Raw genomic sequence first — 16,918 nt, 5'->3', positions numbered from 1 at the left:
ATCACCTCTTCTTCATGAAAGCTGCGAATGCTTCTTGCGCTTCGTCGGATCGCCGCCGTCTCGCGAAATGATCCGACTCCACGTCGATGGTCTCCAGCAGGGCATCGAGATGTGGACGACGAAGCAGCATCTTCGTCAGCGCTACCGATTCAGCCGGGGAGTCTGCAATGCGTACTGCCCGGTCCAGCGCCACGTCGAGTGCGGTCCCGGCTTCCACGACCCGATTGACCAGGCCGGCTTCGGCAGCCTCGTCGGCGTCGAACATATCGCCGAGCATCAACAGTTCCGTCGCGCGTTTGAGGCCTGCGATCTGTGGCAACAAATAGCTCGATCCGCCCTCGGGCGAGAGTCCGAGCGGAACGAACGGCAAGCGGAATCGTGTACCTCGCCCCGCGAATGCCAGGTCGCAGTGCAACAACATCGTGGTGCCGATTCCGACTGCAAACCCTTCGACCGCCGCGACGATCGGCTTGCGTGCGGTGACGAGCGCGATCAACAAATCCTTGGCCTCGCCGCCGTCTTTCCCGGCGGTGTCCTGGAAACTTCCGATGTCGTTGCCACTGGTGAAGACACCACCGGCGCCCGTCAGCACCGAAACCCGCACTGCATCGTCGTCGTCGGACTCCCGGATCGCGTTCGTGAGTTCACGGTACGTCTTGGGGTCGAGCGCGTTGCGCCTCTCCTGGCGGTCCATCGTGAGCAACCGGACTCCCGGTGAGTGCTCCTCGATCCGAACAGTCATCCGTACCTCCGTCGTAGCCGAGAGTCTCGGTTCAAGCTACTCGGTCCGGAGTTCAGCGTTCGTAGCCCTTGCGCATATCGTCGACGATGCGTGGCCGGTCGAGTGTCGAGGGTTCCAACTCCCGCCTCGGGCGATCGCGTGGGAACACCGACGCCGACGCCAGCGTCGGCTCGTCGAGGAACCGCAGTTCCGGCAGATCAGCGGGCAGTCGAAGCTCAGGCGGCGTGGAACCTGCTTGCGCGAGCACATACCCCCAGTCACCGAAACTCGGCACGAAGACGTGGTACGGCGAGACACTCAGCCCGACAGCTGCAACCGTCGACACCGTTCTCCAGTACGCATCCGGTGTCGAGTACGGACTGCCGGACTGGACGACCATCAGCCCGCCCGGATTCATCGCGGCAGCAGCAAGTCCGTAGAACTCCATGGAGTGCAACCGGCCCAGTGCGGGAGTGTCAGGATCGGGGAGGTCGACGATGACCGCGTCGAAACCCGGTTCCGGGCTTTCTCGTAACCACCGGAACGCGTCGTCGAGAACGACATCCACCCGTGGATCCTCCAGCGCTCCCTCGTTCAGTTCACGAAGACGGGTATTCGCCAACTCGATCACGGCCGGATCGAGTTCGACCTGCACGATCTGCTCGACGCTGTTCATCCGCAGCACTTCCCGTGCAGCGAGGCCGTCACCTCCGCCCAGAATCAGCACCCGCCGCGGATCGTTCACCAGTGCCGGATACACCAGCGACTCGGTATACCGATGCTCGTCGACACTCGAGAACTGCAGGTCTCCGTCGAGAAACAGGCGCACGTCGTTGCCCCGCTCGGTAACGACGATTTCCTGGTACACCGACCGCTCGGCGGCCACCACTGGATCGGTGTACAACCGCTGCCTCGATGTGGTCTCGATGTCCGAGGCCGCGATCAACAGCCATCCGATCAAGCTCGCCGCCAACAGCATTGCGACGACGGCGATCAATCGTGCGCGCAGGCTGAGCTGCCACCGAAGAAGTATCAGCGCGACAACTGCCGCAGCCACGAGATTGATCATCCCGGTGAGTGCGGCACCGCGAATCATGCCCGCCCACGGCAGCAGGACGAACGGCCACAGCAGACCACCGATCAACGCGCCGAGGTAGTCGGCCGCATTGAGATTGGCCAGCACTTTTCCGGTGCTCTGTGCGTCGTTGTCGCTCCGACCGGATTGCAAGAGCGTCATCAACAGAGGCACTTCGGCACCGACGAGGATACCGATCAGCGCCGTTGCTGCCACGAGAACTGCAGCGCTCGAACCGAAGAACGTGAAGGTCACGTACAGCGTGACGGCACTGAATCCGCCGATCAGCCCGAGCAGAATCTCGACCGTCACGAACGAAACGGCAGCGTGTCCCAGCAGAGGTTTCGCAGCCAGCGCTCCGATACCCAGCGCCGCAACAAATCCCGCGACGATCAACGATGTCTGGGTGATGCCGCCGCCGGTCAGACTCACGCTGAGAGTGAGCAGTGCCAACTCGTAGATCAGGCCACACGCCGCGCACGCCGCGACGGCAGCAAGAAGTAGCACACGTGCACGTGAGCCGAGCATGGTCGAACGTTCGGCAACTTTCACATCGGGATCATCGGCAACCATCAGGTGAGTGCTGCGGCGTTCACCAAACCGATGGACAGCAAGCTGACGCCCACGGCCCACGCGGCGCCACACATCTTCGGATCCTGCACCAGCGCAACCAACTTGCCGGGAAGAAACGCGTTCATCAAACGCAGCGCAATCGCTTGCAGGACGATCGCGAACAGTCCGTACACCGCGGAGTCGGCGAGTCCCTGGGCAAAGCCGTCCGAACTGGTCAGGATTGCAGTCACCACGATGATCGCCAGCGCAAGATGATTGGAAGCCAACAAAATCGCAGCGTTCGGATTCTTGTCGACGTAAACCTGATGGCGCAGATTTCCTGGTGTCATGAGGTCGAGGACCAGAAATCCTGTTGCCAGGACCGCTACGCCGACGACGAAATAGGCGAGGGTGCCGAGAATGCCACCGACGAGCAATTCCGGATCCACCGTTCCGATCTCGACGGAAGTGGATGCAAAGATGTTGGTCACGCCGTTCTCCTTGTCGTCATTTGGCACTACCCGAGCCACCGCTGCCGCTGCTTCCACCTGCCGGGGATCCCGGGTTGAAGCCCGGTCCCAGGTACGCGTATCCGCCGCTGCGATACGTGCCGTCGATGTCCTCTACCTTGATGGTGCTGCCACCGCCCGAAGCCGAACTGACGGTGACGATGTCGTCGTCGTAGCGCAGGTATTCGTTGCCGCCGTCAGCACTTCGCGCCGCCGGTTCGTCCGCGTCGACAATCCGCGAGACGGTCGTGCCCACTGGATCTTTCGACGAGTACAACACGACGTCGCCATCCTGGGACGTCTTGGAATAGTTGTCCGCGATGAAGTCCTTGGCGCCACCACCGCACGCCGACAACACAATTGCGGCCGCCACCATCACCGGAGCCAACCACGTCCGCCCCCTCACGGTCGCCACCTACTGCGCGTCTTCACGATCACTCCTGTCCCCTCCCCCGGGTACAAATGCCAACTCTGCCAACTCCACCCCTGGCGGTCTCGCACGCCACACAACGCGGTCAACGCTGTGTCGTCGCCGGGAAAGGATCCGCAGATCCAACCGTCCTGGCCGGCGGACTCTCTCAGCGATGCAGCTTCCGAATCGAATTCGACTCGGTCCAGGACCAGCGAGGAAGACTCGAACCGGTAGTTATCCGTGGACTCCACTGCCGGCAAGGGTTCACCGCCGGCGGCAAGAGCATCGCACGAAACCTGCTCGGTCAGTTCCTTTCCCGACGCCCGGGCCGTCACCACGTGAGATGCCCCGAGCACTCCGAGTGTCAACGTCGCATCGGAAGTTTCGATCACCAACTCGGCGAGGGCCGGCGGCGAGGGCGCTCCCAGCACCAACCCCAGTGCCGAGGCATTCACGTCGGTCGGTTCCACATCGAGTCGATACAGGCTCATTCCGGGGGGCCCGAGTGGATGACGGTGAGTTCGCTGCGTGTGACCGCCCGTCCCGTGGAAACCTCCCACGACTGTCCGCGCGCCCACTTCTCGAATGCGATCAGACCGGTCTTGTCGGCGGTCGCGTAGTCCGCGTATTCCATCGAACCGGAAGGGGCCGTACCCGTCGTACCCTCGGCCGTGAACTTCGCCGTTCCACTTTCGATCTTGCGGTGAACCTTGTCGTCGAGAACGACGTCGCCGTTCGGGACCAGGTTGGTTCCTTCTCGACGCATCCAGAGAGTCATCTCGAGTTCGCCCTCGTCATCCTCGACAGTCAGCCAGCGGCGACCGGTCGACCCGTCGAGTAGGTGCTCACGCCAGATGTAACCCTCTTCGTCGAGCGTGATGGTCCCTCGAACGACGTGGTCGATGCCCGCGTATGTGACGATGTCGCCGACTCCGATCTTGTGAGGGTCGTACACCTCGGGGTAGTCGGCGAGCGGGTCGACACGGGCATTCGGCTTGCCCTGGCGTCCACGCAGGACCACAAACGCGACGGCAGCGATCACTACGAGTATCAGGACAACTATCAGCACGTTGGTCAACGGTTTCTCCGAAATCGTCTCGGCAGGGTTGCCGCGGGCCATACCCTACCGATCCGTTCTCAGCCTTTTCGGATGAGACTGCCCCGGCGCACCTTTGCGTTTACGCTCAGCCCGAGGAACTCCGCGCGAAAGAAAGCCGGTCGACTGACGATGAGCAAGAACACGGAGCCGTCTGCCCGCACCGTCATGCACACGCCACGATTCTGGTTGACGCCGTTGATCGTGGTCACCCTCTTGATGTCGGCGCTGGCAGCGCTGTACATGGGCGGGATACTCGACCCCAAGAAACATCTGGACCAGTTCCCGATCGCCCTGGTCAACCAGGACGAAGGGGACACTCTTCCCGGCAGCGATCCCGCCGACCGCAAGAATTTCGGAAACGACATCGTCGCCGGCCTCGACAGCGGAATCGACCACCAGAAGATCGACCTGCAGCAGATCGGTATCGCCGAAGCCCAATCACGCCTGAACTCCGGCACGCTGTACGGCGCGATCGTGATTCCCAGTGATTTCACGAAGAGGACGATCATCCTGGCGGAGGCCAGCGTCGTCGCCGGTGACGTGGACCAACCGATCATCACGATCTACACCAATCCCCGCGCCGGTTCCGTCTCCGCATCTCTCGTCCAGTCGATCGGAACTACAGCCCTCGCCTCGGTCAACAAGAACATGGGCGAGCAGCTCACCACCCAGGTCACCCAGCAGCTGGAAGCGGGAGGCACCGGAACCCAGATCTCAGGAGCGAGCCGCCTGCTTCTCGAAAATCCGGTGAACGTACTCACGGTTGCCCACGATCCGCTTCCCGACGGAACCGGATTCGGTTTGGTGGCATTCTATTTCGCGCTGCTGTTGGTCCTTGCGGGATTCACCGGAGCAACCGTGGTCAACTCCTTGGTGGACGGCATGCTCGGGTATGCGCCCACCGAGTTCGGTCCACTCTTCGTTCAGAACGACGTTGTGGGTATCAACAGGTTTCGGACGCTGCTCGTCAAATGGGCATTCATGATCGTGCTGTCCGGCATAGTCTCCGCGTTGTTCCAGTGGATCAGTCGCGCCCTCGGAATGCCGGTCACACACGGACTTGCCTTGTGGGAGTACGGGGCGTTGGTCATCACAGCGGTCGGCATCACGGCAATGTCGGTGATGGCCGCGTTCAGCTCGTTGGGCATGTTGATCAATCTGTTCGTCTTCGTCATTCTCGCGCTGCCCTCTTCCGGCGGCACCATCCCCCTCGAAGCCAGCCCCAGGTTGTACGCGTGGCTGGCCCAGTTCGAGCCGATGCACCAGATCTACATGGGCACGCGGTCCATCCTGTTCTTCGGCGCACGCGGTGAGGCCGGCCTGTTGCATGCCGTCTGGATGACGTTGGTGGGTCTACTGATCGGCGTCGTACTCGGCATCGTGACCACCCGTTTCTACGACCGCAAGGGCTATCAACGCACCCATCGCCCCAAGGTGGCGTGAGGTGGTACCCAGCCGGGATTTGATCGAAACCTGTTGGGCCGATTCAATGTGATTGCGCGTTTCGGGAATCTTCGAACCCCCTCCGCACGTTGTACAACTATGGCTAATTACAAAACCGTCAATCCCGCGACAGGTGAAACCGTCAGGGAATTCGATACTTTGGATGACGCCGGAGTTGAAGCCGCACTTGCGAACACGCATCGCGGCTACTTGACCTGGCGCAACAGTGCGCCACAGCAACGTGCGGCAGTCCTGAGCAAGACGGCCGAACTGTACACAGAGCGAGCAGACGAACTGGCCCGAATGATCTCGTTGGAGATGGGTAAGCCGGTCCGCGAGGCCAAGGGCGAAGTACAACTCTCGGCCGCGATCTATCAGTGGTACGCAGACCACGGCCCGGCGTTGCTCGAGGAAGAACGGCTCGACGTTCCCGGCGCCGAGGAGTCGGTTGTGTACCGGCGACCGATCGGCGCCCTGATCGGCGTCATGCCGTGGAACTTCCCGTACTACCAGGTCGCCCGCTTCGCGGCACCGAATCTCATGCTCGGCAACACGATCATTCTCAAGCACGCGTCCAACTGTCCGCAGTCCGCCCTGCTGATGGAAGAGATTCTGCGACAAGCCGGATTGCCGGACGACGCCTACGTCAACGTCTTCGCGACCAACGAACAGATCGCGGACATGATCGCCGATCCCCGAGTTCAAGGCGTGTCACTGACTGGCAGCGAACGCGCAGGCACCAGCGTCGCCGAAACTGCTGGACGCAATCTCAAGAAGGTCGTCCTCGAACTCGGCGGATCGGACGTGTTCATCGTCCTCGATTCCGACGACATGGATGCCACCGTCAAGTCAGCCACCAAGGCACGTCTGTCCAACGCAGGCCAGGCCTGCAATGCGGCCAAGCGTTTCATCGTCACCGAAGATTTCTACGATGATTTCACGCGCAAGTTGGCGACCTCCTTCGAATCCGTTTCTGCCGGTGACCCGTTGGATGAATCCACAGTCCTGGGCCCGCTGTCCTCACAGAGCGCGGCGGACACACTGATCGAGCAGATCGACGACGCCGTGTCCAAGGGCGCGACCCTGCTGGCCGGTGGAAAGAAGACCGACGGCCCGGGCGCCTACGTTCAACCGACGTTGCTCGCAGACGTGACCCCGGACATGCGTGCCTACAGCGAAGAACTCTTCGGACCTGCCGGCGTCGTGTACAAGGTCAAGTCGGCCAGCGAGGCTGTGGAACTTGCCAATTCGTCGGTCTACGGTCTGAGCGGGTCTGTCTGGAGCAGCGATCTCGATTCCGCCCGGTCGGTCGCTGCCGATCTCGACGTGGGAATGGCGTTCGTCAACGAGCACGGAACGACGTTGCCCGGTCTGCCCTTCGGCGGAGTCAAGCGCTCCGGAGTCGGCCGCGAGCTCGGTCCGTGGGGAATGGACGAGTTCGTGAACAAGAAGCTGCTCCGCGTCTCCAAGAAGTAGCTCGGTGCAAAAGTAGCGCAATACAAAGGAAGGCCCTGATCTCTGTTGAGGTCGGGGCCTTTCCTCATATCCCGCGGACCAGCAAGTGCAATGCCCTGGTCACTCGCTTGCCGGAGTGACACTCCCACGAGTGAGGCTCCACCCGAACCTCGTCGCGATGACAGCTGACAGCCAGCCCAACAGCGCACCCACCAGTGGAGCAGCGATCGCGGTGTAGATCGCCTCGTTGGAAACACCAACCGACACGGCGGAGTCACCGACAAAGGCGAAATCGGTTCGGGAGGCGACGGACGCCAACTCGATCAGGCCGGAGACAACAATAATCAGGAACCCCAGCAGGAAACCGAAGCCGGCCAGAAGAAGATGAAGTGCACGCATCCGATCAGTCTGCCTGTAACACCCATCCAGATAAAACCGACCTGCTGGTATGACACTTTCACGAATCGCGCGCACCACCGCGCTTGCCGCCGCCCTCTGCGCGAGCGCAGCCATCTGTACCGCGACGTCGGCTTCCGCGGACGTAGTCGACGTCACGATCCTTCCGGGTCTCAGCAGCGGGCCGACGACGCCGTACGGAGCTGGTTGCACGTATCTGGTGGTTGCCAGGACAGCAGCGTTGGACGAGCCGAACGTCTCGATTGTCGACATGAACCGGGCATCGACCATGTTCCCGCAGGAATTGATCTGGGACACCGTCAATCCCTACTTCACCTTGCCGGTTGTACTCGGCCATGCCGTCACTCTGTGGACTCCGACTGCACCCGGCGAACACTCTCTGATGGCCTACCAGACGTCCGCGGGCGGGCCGGTCACAACGGTCGATGTCAATCCGGCCACGCCGATCGGTCCGGGGTGCGTCGTCGCACCCTGATCCGCTAGCCCTCCAAGAAGTCGACGAGCACCCGGTTGAGTGCATCGGCCGGGACCATCGGAATACTGTGGTGCGAAGCATCTTCCAACACTTCGACGCGTGCTGCGGGAACAGTTTTCCGCACTGACCTCGACACCGCTTCCGCATCATGCACCCGTCCGTCCTGCGCGAGGACCACCAGCAACTCGACATCCAGTGCGCTCAAGTCCTCCACCGAAGGACGTTGAGGCACTACGAGATCGGGGCGCGGGAGTTCCGAAGCGCCTGCTTCCGCAAGTGACAGCCAGTCGGAGTCGAGGCTCAACTCGCCTGTCTCCCACTCCGACAGTCGCCGTCGGCCAGCCCGCGACGGCTTGAGCAACAGCGGAAGCGCACGCAGAAGGTAGCCCGCCTTCATACCGGAGAAACTCGAATTAGGATCGAGCAGAACAAGTTTCCCGACACGTTCCGGGCGACGCAAAGAAAATGCCAATGCGATCATCGCGCCGTAGGAATGTCCGATCACATCGACAGCGTCGGAGCCGGCGTACTCGACTATCGAGTCCATCCACTCGATCAGATCGTCGGCGGACTTCATCGGATTACCATTCGGAACGCTGCGCCCGGCATCCCCCATGGTGTCGACGGCAAAGACTCGTCGAGATTTCGACAACGCCACAACATTGTCGAACCACACCGTCGAGGTGGCGCCTCCACCGGAAAAGAGGATCAACGGCGTCGAGTCCTCAGGTCCACAGACGTTCACATGCGTGCTCCCGAACCGGCCTGTGAGGTCCACACCCAGCGGTTTCTGCGGCCATTTGGTCAGTACAGCGTCGTATGCGCGATCGAAGTCCATCCCCCACCCCCATTTCTCTCGATTATCGAGATAGTAGACAATCGAGAGACAACACACCAGGGCTGGAGGCATCCTTGAGCGTCGGCGATGCAGAAGACGAAGCGATGGCGATCGTGCACTCGCTTCGCGCACTGACCGTCGACTTGAACGTGGCGGTTTCCGGCTTTGCAAACAAGTACACAATGCACTCCACCGACGTGCGCGCGTTGATCTGCCTTCTCGATGCCGAGCGGTCGGACACACCGGCGACGCCAGGCTGGCTCGGCGCACAACTGGGAATCAACTCGGCATCGGTGACTGCGCTCGTCGACCGCATGGTCAAAGCGGGCCACGTAGCTCGCGAACGGGACTCGGCGGACCGACGGCGAGTGCTCTTGCAGGTCACACCCACTGCAGTCACTCTCGGCGAGAGCTACTTCGATCCGCTCATTTCACGGGCGGTGAACACCATCGGCAATTACACGGCCACGGAGCGAGCCACCATCGCGAGTTTCATCGCCGGGATGCGAGCGGACGTGGAGCGGACTCGAATCGACAGGGAGCCCTCCCCGTGACTCGCATACTTCCCGCTGGAGAATGCGCATTTCTCGTAGACCTCGATTCCGAAGCCGACGTTCTCGCATTCACCGAAGCACTGACACGGAACACCCCGGTCGGGGTCGAGGACTTCCTCCCGGCAGCTCGCACGGTCCTGGTCACGTGCACCCCCGCGGCAGATCTCACGTACGTCCGGAAGTGCTTGAACGATCTCGAGCAGACCAATTCTGCCTCGATCGCAGACGAACGTTCCGAGGCAGACGCACTCACCATCGCCGTCAGGTACGACGGACCCGACCTCGACGACGTCGCACAGTCACTCGGAATGAGCCCATCCGAGGTGGTTGCGGCCCATACCGAGGCGATGTGGCGTTGCGCCTTCATCGGATTCGCACCCGGCTTCGCCTACCTGACTTCAAACGACACGCGACTCCACGTCCCGCGTCGAACTCAGTCACGAACGTCTGTGCCTGCCGGTTCCGTCGCCCTGGCCGCTGGATACAGCGCGGTCTACCCGCGGGCATCTCCGGGCGGCTGGCAGATCATCGGAAGCACCGACACCGTGATGTGGGACCTAAACGCCACTCCACCGGCCACCGTTCAGCCCGGGGGCCGCGTGCGCTTCGTGAACGAGGAACAACGATGAACGGCCTGGAGATACTCGAAACCGGGCCGCTGAGCCTGATTCAAGACCTGGGACGGATAGGGCATCTGCGCTCGGGCGTCGGGGTTTCCGGTGCTGCGGACAGGCGATCGCTCGGACTCGGCAATCGACTCGTCGGCAACGACGAGAGCGCGGCCGGTATCGAGGTCCTCCTCGGTGGGCTGAGTCTTCGGTCCCGTCACTCGTCGACGATCGCGTTCACCGGTGCGCCCGCACAGGCCTACCGCGACGGCATTCCGGTCGGGCATGCGAGCGTGATCTCTCTGCGGCCTGGTCAGACCGTCCACCTCGACTACGCACCGAGTGGACTGCGGACGTATCTGACCGTCAGAGGCGGCATTGTGGTTCCCTCGGTCCTGGGATCGCGCAGTACCGACACCATGTCCGGGATCGGTCCGGCACCGCTCGAGCCGGGTGTCGTTCTCCCGATCGGGCCGTCGCCGATCGCGTTCTCACCGGTCGACCTAGCGCCGGTGCCGCCGATGACAAACGAGACTCTCGACCTTCGAGTCGTCTTCGGTCCACGTGCAGATCGATTCACCAACCCCGAAACGCTCGTCCAGGGGCGATGGGAGGTTTCGAGCGACTCGGACCGGATCGGCGCACGCCTCGGCCGCGTCGGCACCGATGAACTACTTCGAAGAACAGATGACACCGAGCTGCCCACCGAAGGCGTGGCCCTCGGATCGATCCAGGTCCCGCCAAGCGGCCAACCTGTCGTGTTTCTCGCCGATCACCCCATCACCGGCGGTTATCCGGTGGTGGGAGTGGTGGCGGACGCGGATATCGATCGGCTCGGTCAAGCCCGCCCGGGTCAGCACATCCGGTTTGTCGCTGCCTGAGCAGCGCCGAGCATGGTCGTGTCGGACCCTGCCGTCACACTGATGTCGTGCGAGTTGTCCTGGTTCCCGGTAGTACGACGTCCACGGGAGCTGTGACGGCAACTGTCCTACGGACCGATCCCGGTGGAACGCCGCTCGCCGATCCCGTCGATTACCCCGACCTGATCGCGGCGGTGCGCACCATCGAGGAAGCCGAGCACCCGCGGTGGGTGTGGCCGAGTACGGCGACCGTGTACCCACCGCTACTGCGGGCAGGCGTACGGGTTCAGCGGTGCCACGACATTTCCTTGACCCGCGCGATCCTCGGAATGCGCGTCGGTAAACCGTCACCGCCTGTCGACGAGTTCGACGACGATCGCCTCGGCCTCTTCGATACTGCCCCCGTTCTCGATCCCGTCGCTGTCGCCACCGAGTTCGCCGAGCAGCGCGCAACCATCGGCACGGACGCGCGTTTGGATTTGTTGATCGCAGCAGAATCGGCCGGAGCTCTCAGCGCCGCCGAGATGACACACACGGGCCTGCCGTTCTCGACGCAGAAGCATCGCGAACTCCTCGAAGAACGGCTGGGGCCGCGGCCGACGGGATACGACCTCCCTGCTCGCATGCAGGAACTCGCTGCCCAGATCAGTGAGGTCTTCGGGCGCCCGGTCAATCCTTCGTCGTCGGTGGAGATCACCGAGGCGTTCGGGCGTCAGGGCATCGAACTGCCGTCGACGCGCAAGTGGTTTCTGCAGGAAATCGATCACCCGGCGGTCCCGTTGCTGCTGCGTCATCGCGAACTCGCCAAGCTGTACAGCACCAACGGTTGGCAGTGGATGGACAGTTGGGTGCGGGGTGATCGATTCCGCCCGATCTACGTCCCTGGTGGCGTTGTATCCGGCAGGTGGGCGAGCCGGGGCGGCGGGGCTCTGCAGATTCCCAAGACCATGCGCTCGAGCGTCGTCGCCGATCCGGGCCACGTGTTCGTCGTCGCCGACGCCGGTCAGCTCGAGCCCCGAATTCTGGCCGCCATGTCCGGCGACCGCCGCATGATGGCTGCCGCCGGCGACGACGATCTGTACGCACTTGTCGGTGCCGAAGCCTTCGGCGGCGACCGCGCCAAAGCGAAGGTCGCCATCCTCGGAGTCCTGTACGGAGCAACGGCTGGTGAGGCCAAAGCACTGCTCATCTTGTTGCGGAAGCGATTCCCGGTCGCCGTCGAGTACGTCGAGCAAGCTGCCAAGGCAGGCGAGCGCGGCGAGGTGGTGAAGTCGCTGCTCGGCCGGGCCTGTCCCCCACCGTCTCCCGACTTCTACTCCCACGGCGACGCTCACGCTCGCGGCCGATTCACGCGCAACTTCGTCGTGCAGGCCACCGCCTCCGAGTGGGCGCTCTGCCTCCTGGCCGACCTCAGGCGCCGCCTCGCCGACGATCCGGACGGCGAGTTGGTCTTCTTCCAACACGACGAGGTGGTCGTGCATACGCGAAACCCCGAGTCAGGTACCGCTCACGTGCTGGCCGCTGCGGCTTCGGCAACTCGATTGTTGTTCGGCGACACAGTCGTCCGTTTTCCTATGGACGTCGCCGCCCGCGAGACTTACGGCAAAGGCACTTCGTAGCGTCGTCAATTCCACTCCAAGTGGTTCCACCGCGCCCGTATTGCGTGTTCTACTGGAAAACGTTGCTTTGTTGGTGCTGGTCGACTGTGTTCGAGGAGAACCATGACCAAGCTGGATACAACTGACGCAGAACAGAACGACAGCGGAGCGGTCAAACGCCGTCGACTGCCGATCTTCACCGTGATCGCCCTTGCCATCTTTGCCTTCATTGCAGGTGGATTCGGCGGTTCGTTCCAAGGCAAACTCGCCGAGGTTCAGAAGAACGACAACGCCTCGTACCTCCCGAGTTCCGCCGAATCGACGATCGTCAGCAACCAATCCGCGAACTTCCTCGCGGTCGAGACAATCCCTGGTTTTGTTCTGTTCCATCGGGATTCGGCCCTCACCGAGGCAGACAAGTCTGCGATCGACTCGGCACGTAACTCCATTTCCGGCATCTCCGGAGTGGACGCCGACGGTATGCAGCCCACCCAGTACTCCGCCGACGGCACAACTGCGTCGATCTTCGTGCCACTCGTCGCCAAAGACGGTGACACCGCAGTCGCGGGCGACGTCCTGGCGACCACCGAGCAGAACGTCATCGACGCCGCCGAGCAGGCCGCTGGTGATGTCGAGGTACTCCCTGCTGGACCAGGTGGACTACTCGTCGCTTTCATCGACGCCTTTGCCGGTCTGGACGGAGCGCTGCTGGGCGCGGCACTTCTGGTCGTGATCCTCATCCTGCTTGTCGTGTACCGATCGCCGGTGTTGTGGTTCTTCCCGCTGTTCTCCGCCCTTCTCGCCATCGGCTTGTCGTCGATGGTGATCTACTTCCTCGCGAAGGCCGAAGTACTCACGCTGACCGGCCAATCTCAAGGCATTCTTTTCGTGCTGGTGATCGGTGCCGGTACCGACTACGCCCTACTCTTGATCTCTCGCTATCGCGAAGAACTGCACACGTATCCCAACCGCTTCGACGCGATGATCAAGGCCTGGCGCGAGTCTGCGCCGGCCATCACCGCTTCGGCTGTCACCGTCATTCTCGGACTGCTCTGCCTGACGTTCTCTCAACTCAACTCCAACAAGAGCCTCGGACCCGTCGCCGCCATCGGGATCGCCTGCACCTATCTGGTGATGATGACCTTCATGCCGGTCGCTCTGGCCGCTACCGGACGGTGGGTCTTCTGGCCGCGCAAGCCCAAGGTCGATCACGCCGCAGACCTGACGACGCACGGGATGTGGGGCAAGATCGCCGAGGTCGTCGGTAGCAAGGACCGCCCACTGTGGATCGGCGCCACAGTCTTGTTGATCATCCTGTTCGCGGCCGGGATCGGCAGTCTCAAAACCGATGGCCTGACATCCACCGAAAGCTTCACCAACCGCCCCGACGCCGTTGTCGGACAGGAACTCTACGACTCGAAGTTCGATCCCGGAGCGGGCGCACCCGCCGTGATCACCGCAAACGCCGACCAGGCCGACGCCGTCATCAAGGCCGCCAGCGGCGTCGAAGGTATCTCGCAGGATCCCGGCGCCGTCTGCACCCAGGTGGACGTCGCGAAGGTCAGCGAGCTGATCAAGACCAATCCCGCTGCCGTCGCCCAAGCCGCCGCTGCGGGTTGCGCCCCAGCGGCTTTCACCGTTGCACCGATCGACGGCCGCACCATGATCAATGCAACCCTCGCCGACTCCTACGATTCACCGCAGGCACTCGATACTGTCAAGCGACTGCGGACGGCCGTCCACGACGTGCCCGGCGCCGACGCACTTGTCGGCGGCAGCACGGCCACCACCCTTGACGTCCAGGCCGCCTCGGTCCGCGACAGGAATCTGATCATCCCGATCGTGTTGGTGGTGATCTTCCTGGTCTTGGCCGCTTTGCTTCGCGCTCTGCTGATCCCGGTGATTCTCATTGTCACCGTGGTGCTTTCGTTCGCGGCGACCCTCGGCGTGAGCGGATTCTTCTTCACGCACGTGTTCGGGTTCGCCGGGGCTGATCAGTCTTTCCCGCTGTTCGCCTTCGTGTTCCTCGTCGCACTGGGTATCGACTACAACATCTTCTTGATGACCAGGGTCCGGGAGGAGACGGGAGAATTCGGTACCCGTGCAGGCGTTCTGCGCGGTCTTGCAGTGACGGGCGGCGTGATCACTTCAGCCGGAATCGTCTTGGCCGCAACATTTGCCGTACTGGGCATCCTGCCACTGGTCTTCCTGGCCGAGATCGGTTTTGCCGTGGCCTTCGGCGTGCTGCTCGACACGATCATCGTGCGCAGTGTCCTCGTTCCGGCGCTCTCACACGACATCGGGAAACGTATCTGGTGGCCGTCCGAATTGGCGCGCGCCAAAGACTGACCGACTACAGAAACGCCTCTTTGGTCCACAGATGAAAAAGCGCATAGGCCCGCCAGGGTCGCCATTTCTCGGACAACGCCGCGGCTTCTTTGCCCGACGAGACCCCCAGCGCCCGTTTCAAGACCAGATCATCAGGTACGAATGCGTCGCGATCACCGAGAATTCGAACAGTGAGATAGTCAGCGGTCCACGGTCCGATTCCTGTTAGTGACAACAACTCTCGCCGAAATTGGACGGGATCCGCATCCCAGGAGAGATCGAGGCCGTTCGCTGCCGCAGTTGCCAACGTGTGCACCGTTTTTGCGCGCGCAGTGGTCAGTCCGACGGCTTTCTGAATATCCTCCGGCGATAGCGCTGCAACCGAGGCCGGGCCGGGGAAAGCAAGAAACTCCGCGTCCACCGCCGCTCCGAATGCGCCGACGAAGCGCCCACCGAACGTCCTCGCCGCGCCGAGCGATACCTGTTGTCCCAGAACGGTGAGCACCGCGGTCTCGAACCCGTCCACCGAGCCGAGCACCCGCAATCCTGGACGGGCGGCCACTAGTGGGGCCAACAACTCATCGCTACCGAACGCCGCTTCTACAGCAGTGTGATCGGCGTCGAGGTCGAGCCAACGACGCACGATCACCTCCAGCTCTGCGGAATCCGCTACCGGCACATCGGAATCCACGACAACACCGTCGTCCGTCCACGACACCGACACGACAACCGGGCCGGACGGCAACGGTATGACTCTGGTGTGAACACCGTCGTCGTGACGTTCGAGGCCGGCGACGCAATGAGCCCGCAGGGCACCGGTGAGCGGTTCGACTGCATAGGGCGCCTGAAAGCGCAGCGTCACTGCGCTCACCGGCCGGCTTCCAGATCCAGCAGAATCGCTTTCAGTTCGGGGCCGCCGGCGTACTGCCCGAGGCTGCCGTCGCTGCGCACCACCCGGTGACAGGGGACGACCAACGGCAGTGGGTTCTTGGCGCAGGCGGTCCCCACGGCCCGCACGGCACGTGGGCTGCCCGACGCTGCTGCGACCACCGAATAGCTTGCAGTGTGGCCGTATTCGATCTCGGGAAGATGACGCAACACTTCGCGTCGGAACCCCTTGGCGAGTTGGAAATCCAAGCGCAGATCGAATTCTCGACGAGCACCGGCAAAGTACTCGTCCAACTCGCGAGCGACGGTGTCGAGCCGGCGCGGGTAATGAAGCACTCGGGGACTGACCGTACCGGCCAGCCGGTCCAGAACAAGGTCGTGCCCTTCGACGGCAAAAGCAACCCGCACCAAGCCCACATCGGTCGCTGCGAGCAGTAACTTCCCGACCGGCGAATCTACGGTTCGGTATGCCACGTCGATCAACTCGGCGGCGGAGGCCTCCGCGGCCAGGCGCGCGCGAAGGCGGGCCAGAGCGCCGGCGTCAACTGCTGGAAGTGCCTCGAAAACTTCGGCATCGGTATTCATGAGTGACTCCCTTCCGCAGCGGTGGCGGACAAGTAGGTTCTTCGTAAGGTGGCGATTCCGTCGGCGCCCGCCCGTCTGGCTGCTGCCGGCGTATTGCCGAGGATGTCCGCGATCTCTGCGTACGGCAGCCCACCCAGGAAGTGATAGGCAACTGCCGCGCGTTGTTTGAGCGGTAGCTGTTCGAGGGCGTCCCACAATTCGTGATCCCACGTTCCCGGTACGCCGATTCGCGTCGGCAGTTCCGGAACGTCGTCTGTCGGGACGGCCACTCGGGCACGCACTCGGGTGATGTCGATCGCCTTGCGATGCGCGATGGTCACCAGCCAGGCTTCGACGTTCGCGTCCGGGTTCAGATCCGGATAGGCCCGCATCGCTGCAATGAACGTCTCGGACCACGCGTCCTCGGCGTCGACGGGACCGACCACAGCGCGGCAGACACGCAGGACCACCGCACCGTATTCGGTCACGACGTCTTCGAACGGTTTGAGTGTCACGAGCGGT

At 62.6% G+C, this 16,918-nt stretch carries 19 protein-coding genes; 8 read left to right on the top strand and 11 right to left on the bottom strand.

The annotated features are described in order from the left end of the window. Position 1: 1 nt before the first annotated feature. Genes DBV08_RS24585 through DBV08_RS24560 form a run of 6 tightly spaced genes read right to left on the bottom strand, consistent with a single transcriptional unit; the run spans position 2 to position 4,389 of the window. The gene (locus DBV08_RS24585) at positions 2–742 is read right to left on the bottom strand and encodes an enoyl-CoA hydratase/isomerase family protein (RefSeq protein ID WP_124569184.1); all 741 of its coding nucleotides are present in this window, start codon (positions 740–742) and stop codon (positions 2–4) included. A 52-nt stretch (positions 743–794) separates the two neighbouring features. Beyond that, positions 795–2,369: a polyamine aminopropyltransferase gene (locus DBV08_RS24580; protein WP_124569183.1), complete on the bottom strand. Its 1,575-nt coding sequence runs from the start codon at positions 2,367–2,369 to the stop codon at positions 795–797. Then, positions 2,369–2,839: a DUF350 domain-containing protein gene (locus DBV08_RS24575; RefSeq protein ID WP_095973179.1), complete on the bottom strand. Its 471-nt coding sequence runs from the start codon at positions 2,837–2,839 to the stop codon at positions 2,369–2,371. Before DBV08_RS24575 ends, DBV08_RS24580 begins: the two co-directional genes overlap by 1 nt. 16 nt (positions 2,840–2,855) lie before the next feature. Continuing rightward, positions 2,856–3,233: a DUF4247 domain-containing protein gene (locus DBV08_RS24570; RefSeq protein WP_124569429.1), complete on the bottom strand. Its 378-nt coding sequence runs from the start codon at positions 3,231–3,233 to the stop codon at positions 2,856–2,858. Between the two features lie 26 nt (positions 3,234–3,259). Continuing rightward, complete coding sequence (locus DBV08_RS24565) at positions 3,260–3,760, bottom strand: DUF2617 family protein (RefSeq protein WP_095973132.1); 501 nt, start codon at positions 3,758–3,760, stop codon at positions 3,260–3,262. Next, positions 3,757–4,389: a DUF4178 domain-containing protein gene (locus tag DBV08_RS24560; protein WP_124569182.1), complete on the bottom strand. Its 633-nt coding sequence runs from the start codon at positions 4,387–4,389 to the stop codon at positions 3,757–3,759. Before DBV08_RS24560 ends, DBV08_RS24565 begins: the two co-directional genes overlap by 4 nt. 108 nt (positions 4,390–4,497) lie before the next feature. Between DBV08_RS24560 and DBV08_RS24555 the strand changes: the two genes are divergently transcribed. Next, on the top strand, positions 4,498–5,811 hold the full coding sequence (locus DBV08_RS24555) for a YhgE/Pip domain-containing protein (RefSeq protein WP_124569181.1): 1,314 nt from the start codon (positions 4,498–4,500) through the stop codon (positions 5,809–5,811). Positions 5,812–5,910: 99 nt separating this feature from the next. Further along, positions 5,911–7,287, top strand: a complete 1,377-nt coding sequence (locus tag DBV08_RS24550; RefSeq protein ID WP_124569180.1) for an NAD-dependent succinate-semialdehyde dehydrogenase — start codon at positions 5,911–5,913, stop codon at positions 7,285–7,287. 99 nt (positions 7,288–7,386) lie between these two features. Here the strand turns inward: DBV08_RS24550 and DBV08_RS24545 are convergent, their stop codons facing one another. After that, positions 7,387–7,665 carry a hypothetical protein gene (locus DBV08_RS24545; protein WP_020970886.1) on the bottom strand — a complete coding sequence of 93 codons (279 nt, stop codon included), beginning with the start codon at positions 7,663–7,665 and terminating at the stop codon, positions 7,387–7,389. 49 nt (positions 7,666–7,714) lie between these two features. Between DBV08_RS24545 and DBV08_RS24540 the strand changes: the two genes are divergently transcribed. Next, positions 7,715–8,158, top strand: a complete 444-nt coding sequence (locus DBV08_RS24540; protein ID WP_095973128.1) for a hypothetical protein — start codon at positions 7,715–7,717, stop codon at positions 8,156–8,158. A 4-nt stretch (positions 8,159–8,162) separates the two neighbouring features. On the opposite strand, the gene DBV08_RS24535 is transcribed toward DBV08_RS24540, so the two are convergent. Then, on the bottom strand, positions 8,163–8,996 hold the full coding sequence (locus DBV08_RS24535; RefSeq protein WP_124569179.1) for an alpha/beta fold hydrolase: 834 nt from the start codon (positions 8,994–8,996) through the stop codon (positions 8,163–8,165). Between the two features lie 74 nt (positions 8,997–9,070). On the opposite strand from DBV08_RS24535, the gene DBV08_RS24530 reads away from it, so the two are divergent. From DBV08_RS24530 to DBV08_RS24510, 5 genes are all read left to right on the top strand, one after another. After that, positions 9,071–9,550 carry a MarR family winged helix-turn-helix transcriptional regulator gene (locus DBV08_RS24530; RefSeq protein WP_124569178.1) on the top strand — a complete coding sequence of 160 codons (480 nt, stop codon included), beginning with the start codon at positions 9,071–9,073 and terminating at the stop codon, positions 9,548–9,550. Continuing rightward, a complete protein-coding gene (locus DBV08_RS24525) occupies positions 9,547–10,179 on the top strand; it encodes an allophanate hydrolase subunit 1 (RefSeq protein ID WP_124569177.1) in 633 nt (210 codons plus the stop codon). Before DBV08_RS24530 ends, DBV08_RS24525 begins: the two co-directional genes overlap by 4 nt. Continuing rightward, positions 10,176–11,039, top strand: a complete 864-nt coding sequence (locus DBV08_RS24520) for a biotin-dependent carboxyltransferase family protein (protein WP_124569176.1) — start codon at positions 10,176–10,178, stop codon at positions 11,037–11,039. Before DBV08_RS24525 ends, DBV08_RS24520 begins: the two co-directional genes overlap by 4 nt. 47 nt (positions 11,040–11,086) lie before the next feature. Then, positions 11,087–12,637 (top strand): bifunctional 3'-5' exonuclease/DNA polymerase, encoded by a 1,551-nt coding sequence (locus DBV08_RS24515; protein WP_124569175.1) that lies wholly within the window; start codon positions 11,087–11,089, stop codon positions 12,635–12,637. Positions 12,638–12,739: 102 nt separating this feature from the next. Further along, positions 12,740–14,965: an MMPL family transporter gene (locus DBV08_RS24510; RefSeq protein WP_124569174.1), complete on the top strand. Its 2,226-nt coding sequence runs from the start codon at positions 12,740–12,742 to the stop codon at positions 14,963–14,965. A gap of 4 nt (positions 14,966–14,969) precedes the next feature. Here the strand turns inward: DBV08_RS24510 and DBV08_RS24505 are convergent, their stop codons facing one another. From DBV08_RS24505 to DBV08_RS24495, 3 genes are read right to left on the bottom strand one after another with little or no spacing between them, the layout of a single operon-like run. Then, the gene (locus tag DBV08_RS24505; protein WP_124569173.1) at positions 14,970–15,815 is read right to left on the bottom strand and encodes a DNA-3-methyladenine glycosylase; all 846 of its coding nucleotides are present in this window, start codon (positions 15,813–15,815) and stop codon (positions 14,970–14,972) included. After that, the gene (locus tag DBV08_RS24500; RefSeq protein WP_124569172.1) at positions 15,812–16,417 is read right to left on the bottom strand and encodes a methylated-DNA--[protein]-cysteine S-methyltransferase; all 606 of its coding nucleotides are present in this window, start codon (positions 16,415–16,417) and stop codon (positions 15,812–15,814) included. The genes DBV08_RS24505 and DBV08_RS24500 overlap by 4 nt, the downstream gene beginning before the upstream one ends. After that, positions 16,414–16,911: an RNA polymerase sigma factor gene (locus DBV08_RS24495; protein WP_166809462.1), complete on the bottom strand. Its 498-nt coding sequence runs from the start codon at positions 16,909–16,911 to the stop codon at positions 16,414–16,416. The genes DBV08_RS24500 and DBV08_RS24495 overlap by 4 nt, the downstream gene beginning before the upstream one ends. Positions 16,912–16,918 lie beyond the last annotated feature (7 nt).

This window comes from Rhodococcus sp. KBW08, from assembly GCF_003852455.1.
Lineage (GTDB): Bacteria > Actinomycetota > Actinomycetes > Mycobacteriales > Mycobacteriaceae > Rhodococcus_F > Rhodococcus_F baikonurensis.
The sequence above is the reverse complement of the archived record's forward strand: the minus strand, read 5'-3'. Positions and strand labels throughout refer to the sequence as shown.

Coding starts and splice junctions, on each gene's coding strand:
- DBV08_RS24555 (WP_124569181.1), top strand. CDS start 4,498: ATGAGCAAGAACACGGAGCCGTCTGCCCGCACCGTCATGCACACGCCA.
- DBV08_RS24550 (WP_124569180.1), top strand. CDS start 5,911: ATGGCTAATTACAAAACCGTCAATCCCGCGACAGGTGAAACCGTCAGG.
- DBV08_RS24545 (WP_020970886.1), bottom strand. CDS start 7,665: ATGCGTGCACTTCATCTTCTTCTGGCCGGCTTCGGTTTCCTGCTGGGG.
- DBV08_RS24535 (WP_124569179.1), bottom strand. CDS start 8,996: ATGGACTTCGATCGCGCATACGACGCTGTACTGACCAAATGGCCGCAG.
- DBV08_RS24510 (WP_124569174.1), top strand. CDS start 12,740: ATGACCAAGCTGGATACAACTGACGCAGAACAGAACGACAGCGGAGCG.
- DBV08_RS24565 (WP_095973132.1), bottom strand. CDS start 3,760: ATGAGCCTGTATCGACTCGATGTGGAACCGACCGACGTGAATGCCTCG.
- DBV08_RS24570 (WP_124569429.1), bottom strand. CDS start 3,233: ATGGTGGCGGCCGCAATTGTGTTGTCGGCGTGCGGTGGTGGCGCCAAG.
- DBV08_RS24500 (WP_124569172.1), bottom strand. CDS start 16,417: ATGAATACCGATGCCGAAGTTTTCGAGGCACTTCCAGCAGTTGACGCC.
- DBV08_RS24560 (WP_124569182.1), bottom strand. CDS start 4,389: ATGGCCCGCGGCAACCCTGCCGAGACGATTTCGGAGAAACCGTTGACC.
- DBV08_RS24580 (WP_124569183.1), bottom strand. CDS start 2,369: ATGGTTGCCGATGATCCCGATGTGAAAGTTGCCGAACGTTCGACCATG.
- DBV08_RS24540 (WP_095973128.1), top strand. CDS start 7,715: ATGACACTTTCACGAATCGCGCGCACCACCGCGCTTGCCGCCGCCCTC.
- DBV08_RS24585 (WP_124569184.1), bottom strand. CDS start 742: ATGACTGTTCGGATCGAGGAGCACTCACCGGGAGTCCGGTTGCTCACG.
- DBV08_RS24520 (WP_124569176.1), top strand. CDS start 10,176: ATGAACGGCCTGGAGATACTCGAAACCGGGCCGCTGAGCCTGATTCAA.